The sequence below is a fragment of the Trichocoleus sp. FACHB-46 genome, assembly GCF_014695385.1.
Lineage (GTDB): Bacteria > Cyanobacteriota > Cyanobacteriia > FACHB-46 > FACHB-46 > Trichocoleus.
In genome coordinates, this window is the sequence record NZ_JACJOD010000008.1 from 199,212 (window position 1) to 217,749 (window position 18,538).

The following is an 18,538-nucleotide window of genomic DNA, read 5'->3' on the forward strand; positions in this document are numbered from 1 at the left end:
AGGATTAAGGTTGTTTGGCTGGCAGACGGACGATAAAGGTACTACCTTTGCCTAACTCCGATTCTAGGTCAACAGTACCTTGATGAGTCTCAATAATGCGGCGTGACAAGTAAAGACCCAAGCCGCTGCCAGAACGTCGATGCTGACCTTGGCGAAAACGCTCAAACAGCATCGCTTGGTCTTCTGGCGAAATCCCAGTACCTGTGTCCTTGACTGTAATCACCGCCCAAGTTGGAGCCGAGGCAGTAGCCGTTCCGGGTGCTGGGGTAGAAGACAATCCGATAGTGATAAATCCACTGTCTGTGAACTTAATGGCGTTGCCTACCAAGTTGGTCAAGACCCGATGGATCTCCAAGCGATCGCCCGAAACATGGGAGGCAACAGGATAGCCTAGGTGGTCACCTACATCCACTTTCAACGCGATGTTTTTGTCAGCAGCTAGCGGTGCCAGTTCTTGAGCAACTTCTGTAACTAGGTCTCGTAAATCTACGGGGCTAAACGAAAAGCTTTTCCGCCCTGCTTCTAATCGGTACACCTCTAAGAGTGTGTTGACCATTTGCAGTAGGTTTTGATTGCTCCGAGCCATCGTCACGATCGCGTCGTTCATGTCTGGAGAGAGTTCTCCTAAAGCGCCTTGGCGAAACAAGCCCATCATGCGATCGGCGGCGACAAGAGGAGTGCGGAGGTCGTGGGCTAAGCGGGAAACAAAGTCTTCGCGCTGGCGGGCAATGTGATCGCGCTCGTCTACGCTGTGTTTTAGGCGGAGCAGCGATCGCACCCGAGCCAGCAGTTCGTCAAACTCTACAGGTTTGCGAATAAAATCATCAGCTCCTGTGTCCAAGCCTTTGGCCACGCTGGGCTGATCGTAGGCTGTGATCAGCAAGATAGGAATAAAAGGTAATTTCTGGTTGTCTCGAACCCGCCGTGTCACTTCATAGCCATCCATTCCGGGCATCATGACATCCAGCAAAATCAAGTCGGGAGGAAATTCATCAATTTTGGCTAAAGCTGCCATACCGCTATCGGCAATGTCAACCTTGTAATCCTCTTCCTCTAAAATTGCCTGGATTAGAAATGAGTTGTCAGCGGAATCATCTACAACAAGAATTCGATCAACTCTTGGAGACTGGGCAAAAGGCGAATTGTTCATGAAGTGTAGAAATGCAAATAATGAGAGTTATTAAAAATTAGTTAAATTCTCTCAATTGGCTAGAGAAACACCTCTTTCGAGAGGGGGATTCTGTTTAATTTAGCCACAAATGCAAGAGAATAACGTCTATCCAAGTAGAGAACTTGACTCTGACGCTTGAACCAATTCGATTCAACCGCAAAGTCTTCTCATCAGGAGCAAACTATTAAGATCTAACTTAAGTTAGATCCTGACGCCTCACCCTATCCTGCTTTACTGACAGCGATCGCAGTTGCACAGGAGTCATGGACAGAAGTAGCAGCAGGCTCCTTGTTGTTATCCTACGGCAACGAGTGCTCTGAGCGATCCCTAAGCAATCGAGGGCCAATTCTAACGCAAAACAAGTTTGATGCTGCCGACTGAGGCTATCGCGATCGCCGCTTGCCCTGAGTCAATAAGCTGGCTTAGAACAAACTGGCTTAGAACAAAAAGTAGCGCTGAGCCATTGGCAGGACCGTCGCAGGTTCACAAGTTAGCAACTCACCATCGGCTCGGACTTCGTAGGTTTCTGGATCAACTTCCATGTGCGGCAACAGGTCATTGAGCTTGAGGTCACGCTTGCTGAGTTGACGGGTATTAGAAACTGCTACAGCGGGTTTTTGCAGCTTGAGCTGAGCGGGAATGCCTTGCGCGAGAGCGGCTTGAGAGACAAAGGTGAGTGAAGTCGCTGCGATCGCCCCGCCAAAGCTGCCAAACATCGGACGCATGTGGACAGGTTGTGGAGTCGGGATGCTGGCATTGGCATCGCCCATTTGAGCCCAGGCAATCAGGCCACCTTTAACCACGACTTCTGGTTTGACGCCGAAGAAAGCGGGCCGCCAGAGACAAAGATCGGCTAGCTTGCCTGCCTCAATTGACCCAACATGAGCCGCAACGCCGTGAGTAATAGCGGGATTGATCGTGTACTTGGCAATGTAACGCTTCGCCCGCAAATTATCGTTGCGATCGCTGTCGCCATCCAGGGGTCCCCGCTGCACTTTCATCTTGTGCGCCGTTTGCCAAGTGCGAATGATTACTTCCCCCACGCGACCCATTGCCTGGGAGTCGGAGGAAATCATGCTAAAGGCTCCCAAGTCATGCAAAATATCTTCAGCCGCGATCGTTTCTCGGCGAATCCGCGATTCAGCAAAAGCAACGTCTTCGGGAATGCTGGGGTCGAGGTGATGACAGACCATCAACATATCCAAATGCTCGTCTAAGGTATTGAGCGTGTAGGGACGAGTGGGATTGGTGGAAGACGGTAGCACATTGGCTTCACCACACACTTTAATGATGTCTGGAGCGTGCCCACCCCCTGCGCCCTCGGTGTGGTAGGTGTGAATCACCCGATTTTGAAAGGCAGCGATCGTGTCTTCAACGCAGCCCGCTTCGTTGAGCGTGTCTGTATGGATGGCGACTTGCACATCATATTCATCCGCTACGCTCAGGCAAGTGTCGATGGTGGCAGGGGTGGTGCCCCAGTCTTCGTGCAGCTTTAGTCCCATCACCCCCGCTTCCACCTGTTCCCGCAAGCCTTCCGGTTTGCTGCTGTTACCTTTGCCCAGAAAGCCCAAATTCATCGGGAACGCATCAGCAGCTTGCAACATGCGATAGATGTTCCAAGGGCCAGGGGTGCAGGTGGTGGCGTTGGTTCCTGTCGCAGGTCCAGTGCCGCCGCCAATCATGGTTGTGATACCAGAGGCGATCGCGGTTTCAATTTGTTGGGGACAAATGAAATGAATGTGGCTGTCGATGCCGCCTGCGGTTAGGATCATGCCTTCTCCCGCGAGCACCTCGGTTCCGGGGCCGATGATGATGTCTACGTGGTCTTGGATGTAGGGGTTGCCTGCTTTGCCAATTTTGGCGATACGCCCATCTTTGATGCCCACATCGGCTTTGACAATGCCCCACCAGTCCAGAATTAGTGCGTTGGTAATGACTAAATCCACGGCTCCATCAGCATTAGTAATGGGAGATTGCCCCATGCCATCCCGAATGACTTTGCCACCTCCAAACTTAACTTCGTCTCCGTAGTTGGTAAAGTCTCGCTCTACTTCAATGATCAGCTCTGTGTCCGCCAATCGCACGCGATCGCCCACTGTAGGCCCAAAGGTTTCGGCATAAGCCCGACGATTCATGCGATAGCTCATAATTCTAATCCTTGAAGTTAAACATGAAATTTAAGCAAGCTAATTCTAGCTTTTGAGAATTTCAAAGATAGTCAAAATACTTTGCCATAACTAATTTTTCAAAAACTCGTCATGCCACTGTTGAGCGACTTGATCCCAACCCCAAAATGGTTTTAATGCCATAACATTTTGGCGCATTGACTCTTGCTTCTCAGGATGTTTGAGTAAATCAATTACTGCTGCTGCAAAGGCTTTGTCAACATCTGGCTCCCCGCCACAGCCATCAATCTTAATTCCCGACTGGATTGTTTCAGCAAGAGCTGCATAATTGGTAACAACCGGAACACAACCACAGGCTTGTGCTTTCAACCCTGAAATACAGAAAACTTCAGGAAAATGACAGGGATAAACATAAATTCCTGATTTGTACAGCTCCGAGATTAGTTGAGTATGTCCTATCCTGCCATGCTCATACACATTTTCTTGTTGTAGCAGTGGAAGTATTTGCTCTTTTTTACCTTTTAATTGTGGGAATCTCTCGATTAGTGGTGATTGAACTAAGGCATCATAGGTTTGCCAGCCATAAAAGAGATGTAGTTCCGCGTCAGGAACTTCCTTTAGAATATCTGGCCACTGATTTAAAAGATGCTCAATGCCGCGCAAATAATCACTGATATAGATCAATCGCTTAGGGTTTCTGGGGGGCTGATCAACATTAAAATCAGGTAGATTAATGCCATTCTTGGTAATAAAAATCTTATCTTTAGGAATCCAATCTGGTAGAAGAGACTGATGAAAATGAGACAACACAAATAATTTATCGAAGCTAGCTAAGAACTCACTATGCTTTATCTCATCCACCTGAGGCAGAATGTGAGGATTATCATGCATCCAAACGGCGGTTTTATTTGCCTGAGCTTTCATCAGCATGGGCTGGAGCCAATTTCGATGAAAAATTAAGACGTTAAAGTGATCGTGAGGATTAAATTTTTCAACTGCTTGGTAGAGCACACCATTATGCTCTCCCTCCATATCACCGCAGGAGTTGAAAACAGTTACTTGATATCCTAATTTTGCAAGTTCTTGCCCTAGATAAATGACTGCTTCCTCACTACCGCCAACCCCGGTCTTCACAGAGGGAGGAGCCCAACTCTCAATGCGAATTGGCAAGTTGGAATAAATTACAAGCGAATTGTCTGGCCATTTCATAGCAATGCTCTTACATGGTGATGATTAAGCAGGGGAATCGTTGCTGGTTTGATATACATCCTGTCTAAAGAGGAAAAGTTAAGCTTTTGCCTATCTCTCCCCTCCGTGAAAGAAAAGGGCTGGGAGTCAGGTTCTATCTAGCTGGCCGTTAATTTTGGCGTTAAAGCCGTAGACTTGGCGACTGCCCACGAAAGGGACAAGCTCTACTTCTCGCTCATCTCCGGGTTCAAAGCGCACAGCGGTTCCGGCGGGAATATTTAAGCGCATCCCTCTGGCCTGTTCGCGATCGCAACTCAGGGCAGGATTGACTTCATAAAAGTGGAAGTGAGACCCCACTTGGATGGGGCGATCGCCTGTGTTGGCGACTTTAAGCTTAATGGTAGGACGACCCGCGTTCAGCTCGATGTCTCCGTCTTCTACAAACAGTTCTCCTGGAATCATCTTGCTCTCCTTTTGTTTCAGCGAACCCGATTTAGCGAATGGGATTGTGGACCGTGACGAGTTTGGTGCCGTCGGGGAAGGTCGCTTCTACTTGCACTTCGTGAATCATTTCGGGTACGCCTTCCATGACCTCTTCTGTAGTCAGGAGGGTGGCCCCGTAGCTCATTAGATCAGCCACGCTGCGACCATCACGCGCTCCTTCTAAGATGGCGGCTGAGATGTAGGCAACTGCTTCCGGGTGGTTTAGCTTTAAGCCTCTGGCTTTGCGGCGTTCTGCGAGCAAAGCAGCAGTAAAAATCAGTAATTTATCTTTTTCCTGTGGTGACAGTTGCATGCGCTTTCCTTTTCAGATTTGCCAAACTCGCGGTGGACAAGCGGAACGGCCTAAGTAAAGTTGGCGTAGAAGTTGCCAGACTTGCATAAACCAGCTACGGGCAGCTTGGCTAGAAGGCCCGCGATAACGGCAGAGTAAGCCTTCGGTAAGGCTGGTGACTCCTGCTTCGCCAGGGTACGCACCTGCTTGCCACAGCGATCGCGCCTGGGTAATTAGCTCTAGTTCTACCGCTTTTCCTACTAAAGCAAAACTGGCAATCACCGGATGTCCTGCTAGGCCATGCGGACTGTTCACGATCACTGGACTGCCTGGAATCCATTGGGGGTCAATCCATAAGGGCTGGTCTTGCCGCCAAACTTCGGTGCGCGATCGCCAGTTGCCGCTGAGAAATTGTTCGCCCCTAGCGCTGCGGCCTAGGCGGGTAATTTCCCAGCCAATCCAGGTGGCGTTGGGTGCCAGTTCCACTCGGAGATTTTGTTGGTAGTTTGCGCCATCAAACACGATCGTTTCTTGCGGCAGCCATTCACAGCAAGCGCCCTCGGCAATTTGGACTTGAGCCGTTTGTTGCGCGACTAAGCCATTACTTCGATAAACCTTGGTGGCAGCGGCACTGGTGATTAAGGCATGGGCTTGGGGTTGCAGGCGGAGATTTAAGCTGAGGCGATCGTCCCCCACGACACCTCCGGCTGTGTGCAACAGGATGCAATGACAAACCTCTGGCCCTTCCGGATAGAAGGGGCGTTGCAGCTTCAAGGGGGCTTGACTGCGGCTATAGCTGAGATGGGTAGCGCGATCGCGAAAGGCAAATTCTAGCTCCAGGCTGCCCTGCCATCCTGCACTCAAATTCAATTGTCCTGTGGCAGCATCAGCAGTCATGAGGGGCCAAATCGAAACGGCTTAGCGAAAATCATACCGCTATCGGCAAGGATGTGGCTGCCTGGGGTAGATCAATCGTCACTTCTGTACCTGCTCCAGGAGTCGAGATGACGTGAATTTGGCCTTGGTGCCGCTCCAAAATTTGATAAGCCACCGTCAAGCCCAGACCTGTACCTTTGCCCACAGGTTTGGTGGTAAAAAAGGGGTCAAATAGCTTCTCTTGGATTTCTGACGGAATACCAGGGCCATTGTCGCGGATGCTCACCTGTACCTGATTATCGGGACACATTTGTGTCTGAATCAGAATTTGCTTGTCTGGGCGAGAGCAGCTTTCCAGGGCATCGATCGCATTGCTCAAGAGATTCATAAAAACTTGGTTAAGCTGTCGGGGATAGCACTCCACTGGCGGTAGCGGGCCGTATTGCTTAATCACTTGAATCGAGCTAAAGTTATGCGCTTCCTCATTCAGGCGATGCTGCAAAATCAGCAAGGTGCTATCAATGCCTTCGTGAAGATTGGCTGGTTTCATCTCCGCTTCGTCCAGCCGCGAGAAGTTGCGTAAAGACAGAATAATTTGGCGAATGCGATCGGCTCCCGTTTCCATTGAAGTGAGAATCTTGGGCAGATCCGTGGTGATGAAATTAAACTCGATCGCGTCTTTGCGTTGTTGAATTTCTGGATCGTGGCCGTAGCGCTGGGTATATTGTTGCACCAGATCGAGTAAATCGCGGCTGTAACGGCTGATGTAAGGCAAGTTGCCGTAGATGAAATTGATCGGGTTGTTGATTTCGTGGGCGACTCCTGCCACCAACTGCCCCAAACTAGACATCTTCTCCGTTTGAATTAACTGGGCTTGGGCTTTTTGCAAATTGCGTAACGCGATGCTGAGTTGCTCAGCTTTGGCGGTGACTTCGGTGTTCAACCGCTGCAATTCATCATGGGCTTGCTGCAACTGTTGATGTTGTTGTCGCACTTCTTCGGTGCGCTCTTGTACTCGTTCTTCGAGAGTTTGCCGCGCCAGTTCCAATTCTTCGGTGCGTTCGGCTACCCTGTGCTCTAGGTCATTAATCAAGGTTTTGAGCGAGCCAGCCATCTCCTGATAAGAACAGGCAAGTTGGCCGATTTCACCGCCTGCGGTCATGCCTGGAATGGGACTGCTTAAGTCTCCAGCGGCTAAAGTTTGGCTGCGTTCTGCTAGTTGCTTGATCGGTTGGCTGATTTGTTTGGCCAGAAAATGAGCGATCGCGATCGAGAGCAATGTTGCCAACCCTAACCCACCCCAAAGCAATTGGCTGAGGGCCGTAAGGGCTTGGCTAAAGTAACCAGAAACAATCTGAATTTTGGCGATCGCCACAGGCCGATTGCTCGACATCAGTGGTGCATAAACTGTGTTGAGTCCTGATTGAGGCTCGATGCGATAGACAGATTGACCTTGGCGAATTTTGGGCAAAACTTCGGTGCTGAAATGATTGGCTTCCCAAACATCTAGCTTCAGATCGCTATGACTCGCGACGATAGGCTGACCTTGCAGCGAGAAAATCTTCAGCTTGGTGGTTGGTTGAGAAAACGTGAGAAATTTCTGTAACCAAACTGCATCCAGAACTTGTCCCACAATGAGCGTGCCAGGTGAAGCTCCCTTGCCATCACTTTGATAAATAGGCGCGACAGACAGCATCAACACTTGACGTTGCGGGCCTAGCTTTGCAGCAGAATTGCTCTGAGCTTGAGGCGCTACATCAGTCTGAATTAAGTCTTGGGTAGTTTTTCCAGTTTTAACCAAACGACTGATGCGCTCTTGCACCGCAGGCAACTGTAACTCTGCCCCCCGACTGCCTAAAACATCTCCAGCTTGACTTGTAACTTTTACCGCATCTACGTCCGTGGAGAAAACCAATTGATCGCTGACTTCCTTAGTGATCCAAGCTCGGTTGCGCTGTTGTACCGCATCGTACAAGTCAGTCCAGAAGGCATAACCTGCGGCTAAATCTTGTAATCCTTTTTCGCTAGCAGCCGTATAACCTCGAAAGGCTTGGACTTGATCATTCAACCGCACTTTCTCTAAATCCTTGAGTGGCTGATGCCCAAATTGCCAAGCAGCACCCACCAGAAAAATGACGGGAACTAGCGAGGCGCCAAAGGTAAACACCAAAATTTTGGGTTGGAGGTGATGCAGTCTCTCCACCCATTTGGATTCAGCTTGTTTGAGTCGAGAAAATAGCAATTTACTTAAATGTGTTGAAGAATACGGCTGACAAATTGTTAATAAAATTCCACGACTCACACCCTGTACCTACGCTTCACCCTATGGAGCATCTGACCACGTAAGTCCTTGATGTTTCAGAACTTTCCGTCCACACTGTACTCCTACTGATCAGCCCGCAACTCACGAAAAAGGGTGAAAGCTAAGCCAAGCCTAAAGTCAAATCTTGGAATGAGTCAAGGCCAATTCGGTAAGTTGATGGCTTTTAGGATTCGTAGCGAATTTTCAAAATCAAATTAATTGATGACAAAACAAAAGTAACCGAGTTAGCAATAATCACAGGCAAAGACTGAATGTAGAGACCATAGATCAACCAAAGAAAAACTCCGGTGGAAAACGTAATCAGCATCCATAGCGAAACATCTTTGGCGGATTTAGAGCGCCAAGTTTTGAGCAGTTGTGGCAGAAAAGCGGTAGTCGTTAAGGCGGCAGCTACGAGACCCAGCAATGTCACAGCATCCATCTAGCTTTTTCCCTCAAACACATGAATTCTTCCCATGCCTGATCATGCCAGCCTGAGGAGGATCTGCGTCTTCCAGATTAAGCAGCTTGGCTTACACGGCCAAAAATTGTTGAATTACGTCGTTGCTGAGTTCTTGGGTGGAGCCAGACGCGACAATGCCACCTTTTTGCATGGCGTAGTACCAATCGGCTTGACGGACAAAGTGGAGATGTTGCTCAACTAGCAGCACCGAGATCCCCGTTTCCGCAATGATCCGCCGTACTGCCGCTTCGATTTCCAAAATGATGGAGGGTTGAATGCCTTCAGTGGGTTCATCTAAAACGAGTAAGCGGGGTTTGCCCATCAAGGCACGGGCGATCGCCAGTTGTTGTTGTTGACCACCACTTAAGTCTCCTCCTTGTCGGGAGAGCATGGTCTTCAGTACCGGAAACAGCTCAAAGATTTCGGCAGGGATTTCTGCCTGCTGCCGAGTTTTGCGATCGCTACAAGCTTCCAGACCTAACAACAAGTTCTCTTTCACGGTCAAGCGAGGAATGATCTCTCGACCTTGCGGCACATAACCAATACCGAGCCTAGCTCTTTGGTCGGGGGATTTGGAGTTAATCACATTTCCCGCTAAATAAATGTTGCCGCTCCGGGGTTGCAGCAAACCCATTACGGTCTTGAGCAGGGTGGTTTTGCCCACACCATTGCGCCCAATCAAGCAAACCATCTTGCCCACTGGAACACTAAGATCAACCTGGCGCAGAATGTGGCTCTCGCCGTAGTAGACGTTAAGGCCCGCAACCTGAAGCATGGGAGACGGAGTTGTGGCGATTTCTGGGGCGATCGCGGTGTTAGCTGAATTCATCATGTGGCGCTGATCTCCTCTTTAACCGCTGCAGCAGGCATCTCTGACTGTTGACCTAGATACACTTCAATCACACGCGGATCGCTTTGTACTTCTTCGATGGTACCTTCGCAGAGCACCGACCCCTCGTGCAGAACGGTGACCTGCCGAGCAATCTGGCGCACAAATTCCATGTCGTGCTCGATCACCAAAATCGAATGACTTTCAGCCAATGCCAACAGTAGATCCCCAATATTGGCAGTTTCTTCATCGGTCAGACCTGCCACAGGCTCGTCTACTAACAACAAATCTGGCGATTGCGCCACGAGCATGCCAATTTCTAGACGCTGCTTTTCACCGTGGGAGAGCAACCCCGCTAAGCCATCGGCCTTGGTCGCTAAGCCAATGGTTTCTAGCAATCCGCCAATTCTACGCCGCTCTGCCGTAGAGGCTCGCCCCCACAAAGTCGAGAAGACAGATTTGGCCCGACTGCCCGCGATCGCTAAGTTATCTCGCACCGAGAGGTTGAGATAGATGCGGGGAGTTTGGAACTTGCGACCCACACCGAAACGGGCAATCTGATGCTCCGAGAGCGATCGCAAGTTGCGGCCCTTAAATAGTACTCGCCCTTCAGTAGGCTTGACTTTACCTGTGATCACATCCAGAAAGGTGGTTTTACCTGCACCGTTGGGGCCAATCACCACTCGGAGTTCGCCAGTGTCCATGCTGAAGTTAAGCTGCTTCAGAGCTTTGAAGCCATCGAAGCTAACGGTAAGATTCTCAATTTCCAGAATTTTGCTGTTCATGGAAGGGTTGGGTGGGAGATAGGGAAGGGGGTTGGGGGGTAGGTCTAGATGGATAGCGCCTAATCATGTTTGCTAAGCTTTTGACGTTCTTGCTCAACGTCGGGATCGGTTTCGAGACTGGGATAGGTCATGACAGCGGGGCGGCGGCCTAAGAGCGATCGCAGTTGTTGCATCCCTTGGTGGCGCAACCAACCGACCAAACCGTTGGGCAGCACCATCACTACCAGGAGAAACAAAGCTCCTTGAAAAAAGAGCCAAATATCCGGAAAGCGTTCGCTCAATAAGCTTTTGCCATAGTTAACGAGGAGAGCACCCAGTACAGCACCGACTAGAGAAGCGCGTCCTCCTACGGCAACCCAAATCACCATCTCAATCGAGAAGGCAATATCCATTGCTTTGGGTGAGATGATGCCCGTTTGCAGGGTAAACATAGCTCCCGCCAAGCCTGCCAGACCTGCGGAAACTGCAAAAACCAAAACCTTGAATCCGGTGGGATCATAGCCAGAGAAGCGCACCCGGCTCTCGTCATCTCGAATCGCCACCAACAAGTTACCAAAGCGCCCCGTGGTCAGCCAACGGCAAAGGGCGTAAGCGGCGACCAACAGTAAAACAGTGACGACATAGAAGATAAATTGGGTTTGGGGAGCGCTGACTGTAGCTCCAAACAAAGTGCGGAAGTCTGTGAGGCCGTTGGTGCCGTTGATGAACTTCTGTTGACCGTTGAAGAGATTGAAAAAGATGATTGTGGCGGCTTGAGTGAGGATCGAGAAATACACACCGCGAATGCGATTGCGGAAAACTAAATATCCCAGTACGGCTGCCAGCAACCCCGGAATCAGCACGATCGCGAATGCTGTAAAGGGAAATGAATAAAAGGGTTGCCAAAACACAGGAAGCTTGGTGACGCCATACAAGCTCATGAACTCTGGTAACTGGATGCTGGCATCCGGTGGAATCTGCAACTTCAAGTGCATAGCTAAGGCATAACCGCCTAAGGCAAAAAATACACCATGCCCCAAGCTCAGTAAACCTGTGTAGCCCCAGATTAAGTCAATCCCTAAGGCTGCGATCGCCAGCGCTAAAAATCGCCCTAACAAATTCAACCGAAAACCAGTCAGTAAAAGCGGCATCACTAAAATGAGGCCCAGCGCGATCGCGCCCACAATGCCAATTTCCATCAGCAGTTTGCGATGCCTGCGCCAATCTATCCCTCGATTCCCAATTGCTGTCTCCACAACCCCAAGCCTCTCACGTCACCCAGCCAAACTCAATCCAGAATCTAAAATCGGCAATCCAAAGCTGCTATGCGTCCACCGTTCGTCCCTTCGGCGGAAACAGACCTGCCGGGCGCACTTGCAGAAACACCACAATCAATGCAAAAACCATTACCTTGGCCATGCTGGTGCTAGAGAAGAATGTGAAAAAGTCAGCCAATGGGGGCACCGCCGTCAACAAAGGACGAAACGCATCGGAGCCGATCAGATAAGTTAAGGTGCCGATCGCCATTGCGGCCACAATGCTGCCGACCAACTTACCAACACCACCCACAACGACCACCATGAACGTATCCACAATGTAATTCTGTCCAGTGTTAGGGCCCACGGAACCAAGTAAGCTCAGGGCACAGCCCGCCACACCCGCCAGCCCAGACCCCAGCGCAAAGGTGAGCGCATCTACCTTCTGAGTGGGAATGCCCAAGCAAGCACTCATGCTACGGTTCTGCGTCACAGCTCGAATTCGCAGCCCCCAAGGCGATCGCTGCAAGAACAGATAAATGGCAACGACGCAGAAAATAGTCAAGGCCACAATAAAGAGGCGCACCGAGGACACTTGAAAGCTCCCCAACGAGAAACCACTGCGAAGCCACTTAGGCGCGGTGACATCTACGTTTTGTGCCCCAAACCAAGGTTTAGTTACAGCCAGCTTATAAGTTTGGCTGAGGATATTGCCTGTGACCGCAGAAATACCAAACGAGATCGGCAACAGTAGCGCGATCGCCCAACCCCGTAGACGGTGCCAATCCGCACGACGAGACAGCAGCCACATTCCACCGAAAAAGAAGAGGCAAAAGAGGGCTAGACCAATCACCAGCACCCAATTCACGCTCCGCACAAACTGCTGCAAGATCAGGCTCACGCCCCAGGTGGCTAGCAAAGTTTCTAGAGGACGGCCATATAAATACCGCACCACCCCTCGTTCCAAAATTAGCCCCATTAAAGCCGCGACCAAAAAGGCTAAAGGGAGAGCAAAGAGAATGTAAGTTTCTAGCCAGTCACCCCCCAGGCTCTTGAACACATTCTGAACCACAAAGGTGGTGTAAGCCCCCAACATCATCAATTCCCCGTGGGCCATGTTGATCACGCCCATGAGGCCGAACACAATGGCGAGTCCCAGTGCTGCTAGCAACAACACCGAACCGATGCCAATGCCACCCAAAATCCCATCTACCAATCCCGTCAGCAAATCTCTCCCTCCTGCGAGCTGGGATTCTGGAAAAGAATTAACCAAATTCTTTTCCAGAATCCTTTAGCAAAGCGGCACGTAGTGCTATCTAAAATCCCAAATCTCTAAGTGGTCTTGTACTTGCCACCCTTGGCTGGGTCAGACCAATCACAAGCGAAGCCCTTGGTTTCAGCTACATACTGGTTCCAAGGCACAGGAGCTACGGCTTTGTCGGTAGAGGAGACAATCTCAAACAGACCATCGTCCCGCACCTCACCAATCCGCACCACTTTAGACAAGTGATGGTTGGCAGCCAAGCTGACCTGTCCTTGTGGAGCATCAAAGGTTTGGCCAACCGCAGCAACCCGTACCTTCTCCATGTCATCTGCTGTAGCGGCCTTCTCAACCGCTTGCTTCCAGATGTAAACCATGATGTATGCTGCTTCCATCGGGTCGTTGGTGACGCGATCGCTGCCATACTTGGCTTTGAACGCCTCTACAAACTTCTTGTTGGCAGGAGTGTCTACGGTTTGGAAATAGTTCCAAGCGGCATAATGACCCTTGAGATATTCCGGTCCGATCGCCTTGACTTCTTCTTCCGCAATACTGACGGACATAGAGGGATATTTATCTGGCCCCATCCCAGCGCCCTGCAACTGCTTGAAGAAGGCCACGTTGCTGTCTCCGTTCAGCGTGTTGTAGATCACGCCGCCGTTAGGTAAAGCTTGCTTGATTTTGGCAATGATCGGCGTGACTTCTGTACTGCCTAGAGGCAGGTAGTCTTCTCCGACAACCTTGGCACCTTTGGCTTCTAGCTGCGCTTTGATAATTGTGTTGGCGGTGCGAGGGAAAACATAGTCAGATCCCACCAAGAAGAATTCTTTGCCTTTGTTTTCCAGCAGCCAATCGACCGAGGGTTCAATCTGTTGGTTGGGAGCCGCTCCGGTGTAAAAAATGTTTTTGGAACATTCTTGCCCTTCATACTGCACTGGATACCAGAGCATATGATTCTTCTGCTCAAAGACAGGCAAAACTGCTTTGCGGCTGGCAGAGGTCCAGCAGCCAAAGATAGTCGCGACCTTATCTTGGTCAATTAGTTTAGTTGCTTTCTCAGCGAAGGTAGGCCAATCAGAAGCACCATCTTCGACGATCGCTTCAATTTGTTTGCCTAAAACACCACCTGCTTGATTAATTTCTGTGATCGCTAATTGTTCAGCATCTACCACGCTCTTTTCACTAATGGCCATGGTGCCGCTTAGCGAATGGAGAATCCCAACCTTGATGGTGTTGCCGCTACCAGCGGCGGCAGGGGATGCTGCTGTCGTAGGGGAAGCACTCTCGCCTGCTTGAGGGGTGGGATTGTTGGCGCAAGCTTTTAGCAGAATGCTAGTACCAAAAGTGGCTGAGCCGTAAATCAGAAACTTGCGCCGCCCAAACTGCCTTGCCATGTTGTTATTATTCTCCTCACTCAATCTGCTAACCGGTGTCGGAAGTTACATGATTAAAGTGAGATATTATGGCGGAGCTTCTGAGGCTAATTGTATTAGCTTATACAAAATTCCGATAGCAATAAATGTTCTTAGTCTCAAACCCTGAGCTTTGCGTGGGTTAAGTCAAAATAACCCCATGATTGAAAGTTCAAAGCGATCGCCAAACTCTACATACTTCTACATATTCTCTGTAATAAAATTAATCACCTGCTCTAACCCCGTCTGAGTTTTTAGATTGGTGAAAACAAATGGCTTCTGACCTCGCATTTTTGTGGCGTCTCGCTCCATGACGCCTAGGTCAGCCCCGACGAAGGGAGCCAAATCAATTTTGTTAATCACCAATAAATCTGATTTGGTGATTCCTGGTCCTCCCTTGCGAGGAATCTTGTCTCCTGCAGCCACATCGATTACGTAAATGGTGAGATCAACTAATTCGGGGCTGAAGGTAGACGCGAGATTATCACCCCCGCTCTCCACGAACAGTAAATCTAAGCTCTGGAAGCGCTGCTCTAGTTGAGCGATCGCGGCTAAGTTGATCGAGGCATCTTCGCGAATTGCGGTGTGAGGGCACCCTCCGGTTTCTACCCCAATGATGCGCTCTTGCTCCAATGCCTGATGCTTGACCAAAAACTGCGCATCTTCTTGGGTGTAAATGTCATTGGTGACTACCGCAATATTGTATTGCTGACGTAGAGCTTTACATAGCGTCTCTACCAAAGCAGTTTTGCCAGAGCCTACTGGACCTGCGATCCCAACCCGTAGTGTACTCATCTGGAATTCTCCTAGCCAGATTAAAATTATATTCTCTAGATAAATTAAATATTTGGTCTAAGTATTTTCTGTCGTTGCGAATTGTGACTGCACCCAGTCAGAAATGGCTGAAAAACTTCTGAGGAGCATTAAATTTTGCAGCACGAATTCTAATCTCAATCCTCCGGCATCAAAAATTTAAGATCAGGGCACATTTATGTGTATGAGAGCAAAATTTGGCCAATGTCGGTAACCGACCAAAACTTTAAGATAAGGTTAATTTGTATATTAGATAACCATATGTATCAGTACCCCATCAAAGTGCTGTTGGTTGAAGATGACGAGGACGACTACGTGCTCACGCGATCGCTCCTCTCAGAAATTGAGGGTGATAAGTTTACCCTGGAATGGGTCCAGACCTATGAAGCGGCGCTGACTGTGATGGGGCAGCATCGGCATAGTATTTATTTAATTGACTACCGCTTAGGGCTTCATGATGGCCTAGAGCTGTTGCAGGCGGCGATCGCTCAAGGTTGCCGCGCTCCCATTATCCTGCTCACCGGACAAGGTGATCAAGAAATTGATCTAGCGGCGATGCAAGCGGGTGCGGCGGACTATCTAGTTAAAGGTCGAATTGATGCTGCTTTATTAGAGCGAGCCATTCGTTACGCGATTGAACGGAAGCGCACCCTAGAAGCCCTCCGAGCCAGCGAGTCGCGTCTGGAAGGAATTTTAGCTTCCCTCGAAGATGTAGTTTGGTCGGTTTCGGCTACAACCTTTGAAACCATCTATATTAGTCCTGCGGCTGCCGCGCTCTACGGTCGTCCTGTAGCGGAGTTTTACCAAAATCCCCGGCTGTGGCTGGAAGTGGTGCATCCAGAGGATTTGGAGCAGGTCAAAGCCGCATCAGAGCATCTGCTCAAAGTGGGTTTCAAGAATTTAGAGTACCGAATTCTCCAGCCTACAGGCGGAGTGCGCTGGATTCATGACCGGGCGCATGTAGTCTACGACGGAGGCAGCCAAGGCGATCGCATTGATGGCATGGCCATTGACATTACCGAGGCCAAGCAAGCTGAAGCTTCCCTCAAGGCAATTGTCCGCGAAAACAGCCAGTTGGCTTCTGCGATCGCCAATATGACGATTGGGGTGGTGATTACAGACCCCAACCTGCCCGAAAACCCAATTATTTTTGCCAATCCCGGATTTACCAAGATGACGGGCTACACCCCTGAGGAAGTCTTGGGCCGTAATTGTCGGTTCTTGCAAGGCGCTGACACCAATCCAGTTCATGTCGATGAGATGCGGCATGCGATCGCGACCCATCGCTCCATTACGCAGGTGTTGCTGAACTATCGCAAAGATGGCACCCCCTTCTGGAACGAACTCACCATCAACCCCGTGTTTGATGCTGATGGCAAACTGATCAACTTCATTGGCTTGCAAAATGATGTCACTGGCCGCAAGCAAGCCGAAGCAGCCTTGCGAGAAAGCCAAGAGCGCTACGCCTTGGCAGTTCAGGGGGCCAACGATGGCTTGTGGGATTGGAATCTGAAAACCAATGAAATTTACTTTTCCCCTCGGTGGAAATCGATGTTGGGTCATCAAGAAGATGAAATTGGCAGTTGCCCGGAAGAGTGGCTGCATCGAGTTCATCCCGAGGATGTAGAGCGCTTGAAGGCTCAGATCGATCTGCACCTAGAAGGGCTGTCACCCCACTTTGAAAGCGAGCATCGGATGCAGCATCAAGATGGTTCCTATCGTTGGATGCTGAGCCGAGGACTAGCTGTGCGGGATGCCGATGGCAAGATTTCGCGCATGGCGGGGTCTCAAACCGATGTCACCAGTCGCAAGCAAGTTGAAAAACAACTTCTGCATGACGCCTTCCATGATGTTTTGACAGGGCTTCCCAACCGCGCCCTATTTATGGATCGCTTGGGGCTGTCAATCGAGCGCTCGAAGCGACCAGGCAATAACTTGTTTGCCGTCCTCTTCCTAGATCTAGACCGCTTTAAGGTAATTAATGACAGCTTGGGCCACATGATTGGCGACCAACTGTTGATTTCGATCGCTCGTCGTCTGGAGGCTTGTTTGCGGGGAGGAGATACCGTGGCTCGCTTGGGTGGAGACGAGTTCACCATTCTGCTAGACGATATTAGCGATCTCGATGACGCGACTCGGATTGCCAACCGCATTCATCACGCCCTCCAGTCTCCCTTCAATCTGCAAGGCCAGGAAGTTTTCACCTCGGTCAGTATTGGCATTGCTTTAAGTGAAACTGGGTATGACTGGCCGGAAGATTTGCTGCGAGATGCCGACACTGCCATGTATCGAGCCAAATCTCTGGGCCGCGCCTGCCACAAAGTGTTCGATCGCACCATGCACTTGCGAGCTGTAGAGTTGCTCCATCTAGAAACCGATTTGCGGCGGGCGATCGAGCGGCAAGAATTGCGGCTGCATTACCAACCCATTGTGTCGCTCACCACGGGTAGAATTCATGGCTTTGAAGCCTTGATTCGCTGGCAGCATCCAGAGCGCGGTTTAATGTCGCCCGCCGAATTTATTCCGGTAGCTGAAGAAACAGGGTTGATTGTTCCCGTGGGGCTTTGGGTGTTGCGCGAAGCTTGTCAGCAAGCGCAAAAGTGGCAAAAACAGTTCTCTACCAGTTTCCCTCTCACCATGAGCGTGAATTTGTCTGGCAAGCAATTTTCGCAGCCCGACTTGATTGGGCAAATTGAGCAGATTTTGCAAGCCACCGCTTTGGATGCGCGGAGCTTGAAGCTGGAAATTACGGAAAGCGTGATGATGGAGAACGCTGAATCTGCCACTAAAATGCTGCTGAGGCTCAAAGCCTTGGGTGTGCAACTACACATTGATGACTTTGGCACTGGCTACTCATCGCTGAGCTATCTGCATCGCTTTCCCATTGATCAACTCAAAATCGATCGCTCGTTTGTGAAGCGCCTGGGAGCCGATGATGAAAGTGCCGAAATTGTGCGGGCGATCGTGACCCTGGCGCATAACCTGGGTATCCATGTGACGGCAGAAGGAGTGGAAACCGCCGAACAACTGACGCAACTGCGGGCTTTGGAATGTGAATACGGCCAAGGTTATTTCTTCTTCCAACCCCTTACAGAGGCAGTCGTCGAGAAACTGATTTTGACAGAGCAGCAGTGGTCTGAAAGTTGTGAATGTCTAACTTCTGAGTTGGGACAAACCACCCACAGCGATCCAGCCTTGTGCCGATCGGTAAATTTAGCGTTGCCTGGAATCAATCCAGAAGCGCTACGAGTCATCCCGGAAGCAGTGCCAAAGCCCTCTAGCTAACGCTGCTGGCCAATCCT

General features: G+C 50.1%; 15 protein-coding genes. 1 reads left to right on the top strand and 14 read right to left on the bottom strand.

Annotated elements, in window-relative coordinates; all coding sequences use genetic code 11:
- Positions 1–4: 4 nt before the first annotated feature.
- The 14 genes from H6F72_RS05630 to ureG all read right to left on the bottom strand — a co-directional run bounded on the left by H6F72_RS05630 (position 5) and on the right by ureG (position 15,218).
- Positions 5–1,150 (bottom strand): HAMP domain-containing sensor histidine kinase, encoded by a 1,146-nt coding sequence (locus H6F72_RS05630; RefSeq protein WP_190432604.1) that lies wholly within the window; start codon positions 1,148–1,150, stop codon positions 5–7.
- Positions 1,151–1,608: 458 nt separating this feature from the next.
- Positions 1,609–3,318 (bottom strand): urease subunit alpha, encoded by a 1,710-nt coding sequence (gene ureC / locus H6F72_RS05635; protein ID WP_190432606.1) that lies wholly within the window; start codon positions 3,316–3,318, stop codon positions 1,609–1,611.
- Between the two features lie 90 nt (positions 3,319–3,408).
- Positions 3,409–4,506 (bottom strand): glycosyltransferase family 4 protein, encoded by a 1,098-nt coding sequence (locus H6F72_RS05640; RefSeq protein WP_190432609.1) that lies wholly within the window; start codon positions 4,504–4,506, stop codon positions 3,409–3,411.
- Positions 4,507–4,632: 126 nt separating this feature from the next.
- Entirely contained in the window at positions 4,633–4,947 is a 315-nt protein-coding gene (locus H6F72_RS05645; protein WP_190432611.1) for an urease subunit beta, read from the bottom strand.
- Between the two features lie 31 nt (positions 4,948–4,978).
- The gene (ureA, locus tag H6F72_RS05650; protein ID WP_190432612.1) at positions 4,979–5,281 is read right to left on the bottom strand and encodes an urease subunit gamma; all 303 of its coding nucleotides are present in this window, start codon (positions 5,279–5,281) and stop codon (positions 4,979–4,981) included.
- 12 nt (positions 5,282–5,293) lie between these two features.
- Positions 5,294–6,157 (bottom strand): urease accessory protein UreD, encoded by an 864-nt coding sequence (locus H6F72_RS05655; protein ID WP_190432614.1) that lies wholly within the window; start codon positions 6,155–6,157, stop codon positions 5,294–5,296.
- 31 nt (positions 6,158–6,188) lie between these two features.
- Positions 6,189–8,339 (bottom strand): ATP-binding protein, encoded by a 2,151-nt coding sequence (locus H6F72_RS05660; RefSeq protein ID WP_199298897.1) that lies wholly within the window; start codon positions 8,337–8,339, stop codon positions 6,189–6,191.
- Between the two features lie 283 nt (positions 8,340–8,622).
- On the bottom strand, positions 8,623–8,880 hold the full coding sequence (locus tag H6F72_RS05665) for a SemiSWEET transporter (protein ID WP_190432616.1): 258 nt from the start codon (positions 8,878–8,880) through the stop codon (positions 8,623–8,625).
- 91 nt (positions 8,881–8,971) lie between these two features.
- A complete protein-coding gene (gene urtE, locus H6F72_RS05670; protein ID WP_370527449.1) occupies positions 8,972–9,733 on the bottom strand; it encodes an urea ABC transporter ATP-binding subunit UrtE in 762 nt (253 codons plus the stop codon).
- Positions 9,730–10,515, bottom strand: coding sequence for an urea ABC transporter ATP-binding protein UrtD (urtD, locus tag H6F72_RS05675; protein ID WP_190432618.1), 786 nt, complete (start codon positions 10,513–10,515; stop codon positions 9,730–9,732). The genes urtE and urtD overlap by 4 nt, the downstream gene beginning before the upstream one ends.
- Positions 10,516–10,574: 59 nt before the next feature.
- Positions 10,575–11,750 (bottom strand): urea ABC transporter permease subunit UrtC, encoded by a 1,176-nt coding sequence (gene urtC / locus H6F72_RS05680; RefSeq protein WP_370527450.1) that lies wholly within the window; start codon positions 11,748–11,750, stop codon positions 10,575–10,577.
- A gap of 67 nt (positions 11,751–11,817) precedes the next feature.
- Complete coding sequence (locus H6F72_RS05685; RefSeq protein ID WP_370527451.1) at positions 11,818–13,023, bottom strand: branched-chain amino acid ABC transporter permease; 1,206 nt, start codon at positions 13,021–13,023, stop codon at positions 11,818–11,820.
- 59 nt (positions 13,024–13,082) lie between these two features.
- The gene (gene urtA, locus H6F72_RS05690; RefSeq protein WP_190432620.1) at positions 13,083–14,405 is read right to left on the bottom strand and encodes an urea ABC transporter substrate-binding protein; all 1,323 of its coding nucleotides are present in this window, start codon (positions 14,403–14,405) and stop codon (positions 13,083–13,085) included.
- Between the two features lie 219 nt (positions 14,406–14,624).
- The gene (gene ureG / locus H6F72_RS05695; protein WP_190432623.1) at positions 14,625–15,218 is read right to left on the bottom strand and encodes an urease accessory protein UreG; all 594 of its coding nucleotides are present in this window, start codon (positions 15,216–15,218) and stop codon (positions 14,625–14,627) included.
- 279 nt (positions 15,219–15,497) lie between these two features.
- Between ureG and H6F72_RS05700 the strand changes: the two genes are divergently transcribed.
- Entirely contained in the window at positions 15,498–18,521 is a 3,024-nt protein-coding gene (locus H6F72_RS05700; RefSeq protein ID WP_190432625.1) for an EAL domain-containing protein, read from the top strand.
- Positions 18,522–18,538 lie beyond the last annotated feature (17 nt).

Coding starts and splice junctions, on each gene's coding strand:
- H6F72_RS05645 (WP_190432611.1), bottom strand. CDS start 4,947: ATGATTCCAGGAGAACTGTTTGTAGAAGACGGAGACATCGAGCTGAAC.
- H6F72_RS05700 (WP_190432625.1), top strand. CDS start 15,498: ATGTATCAGTACCCCATCAAAGTGCTGTTGGTTGAAGATGACGAGGAC.
- urtE (WP_370527449.1), bottom strand. CDS start 9,733: ATGATGAATTCAGCTAACACCGCGATCGCCCCAGAAATCGCCACAACT.
- H6F72_RS05630 (WP_190432604.1), bottom strand. CDS start 1,150: ATGAACAATTCGCCTTTTGCCCAGTCTCCAAGAGTTGATCGAATTCTT.
- urtA (WP_190432620.1), bottom strand. CDS start 14,405: ATGGCAAGGCAGTTTGGGCGGCGCAAGTTTCTGATTTACGGCTCAGCC.
- ureA (WP_190432612.1), bottom strand. CDS start 5,281: ATGCAACTGTCACCACAGGAAAAAGATAAATTACTGATTTTTACTGCT.
- urtD (WP_190432618.1), bottom strand. CDS start 10,515: ATGAACAGCAAAATTCTGGAAATTGAGAATCTTACCGTTAGCTTCGAT.
- H6F72_RS05665 (WP_190432616.1), bottom strand. CDS start 8,880: ATGGATGCTGTGACATTGCTGGGTCTCGTAGCTGCCGCCTTAACGACT.
- ureC (WP_190432606.1), bottom strand. CDS start 3,318: ATGAGCTATCGCATGAATCGTCGGGCTTATGCCGAAACCTTTGGGCCT.
- ureG (WP_190432623.1), bottom strand. CDS start 15,218: ATGAGTACACTACGGGTTGGGATCGCAGGTCCAGTAGGCTCTGGCAAA.
- H6F72_RS05655 (WP_190432614.1), bottom strand. CDS start 6,157: ATGACTGCTGATGCTGCCACAGGACAATTGAATTTGAGTGCAGGATGG.
- H6F72_RS05640 (WP_190432609.1), bottom strand. CDS start 4,506: ATGAAATGGCCAGACAATTCGCTTGTAATTTATTCCAACTTGCCAATT.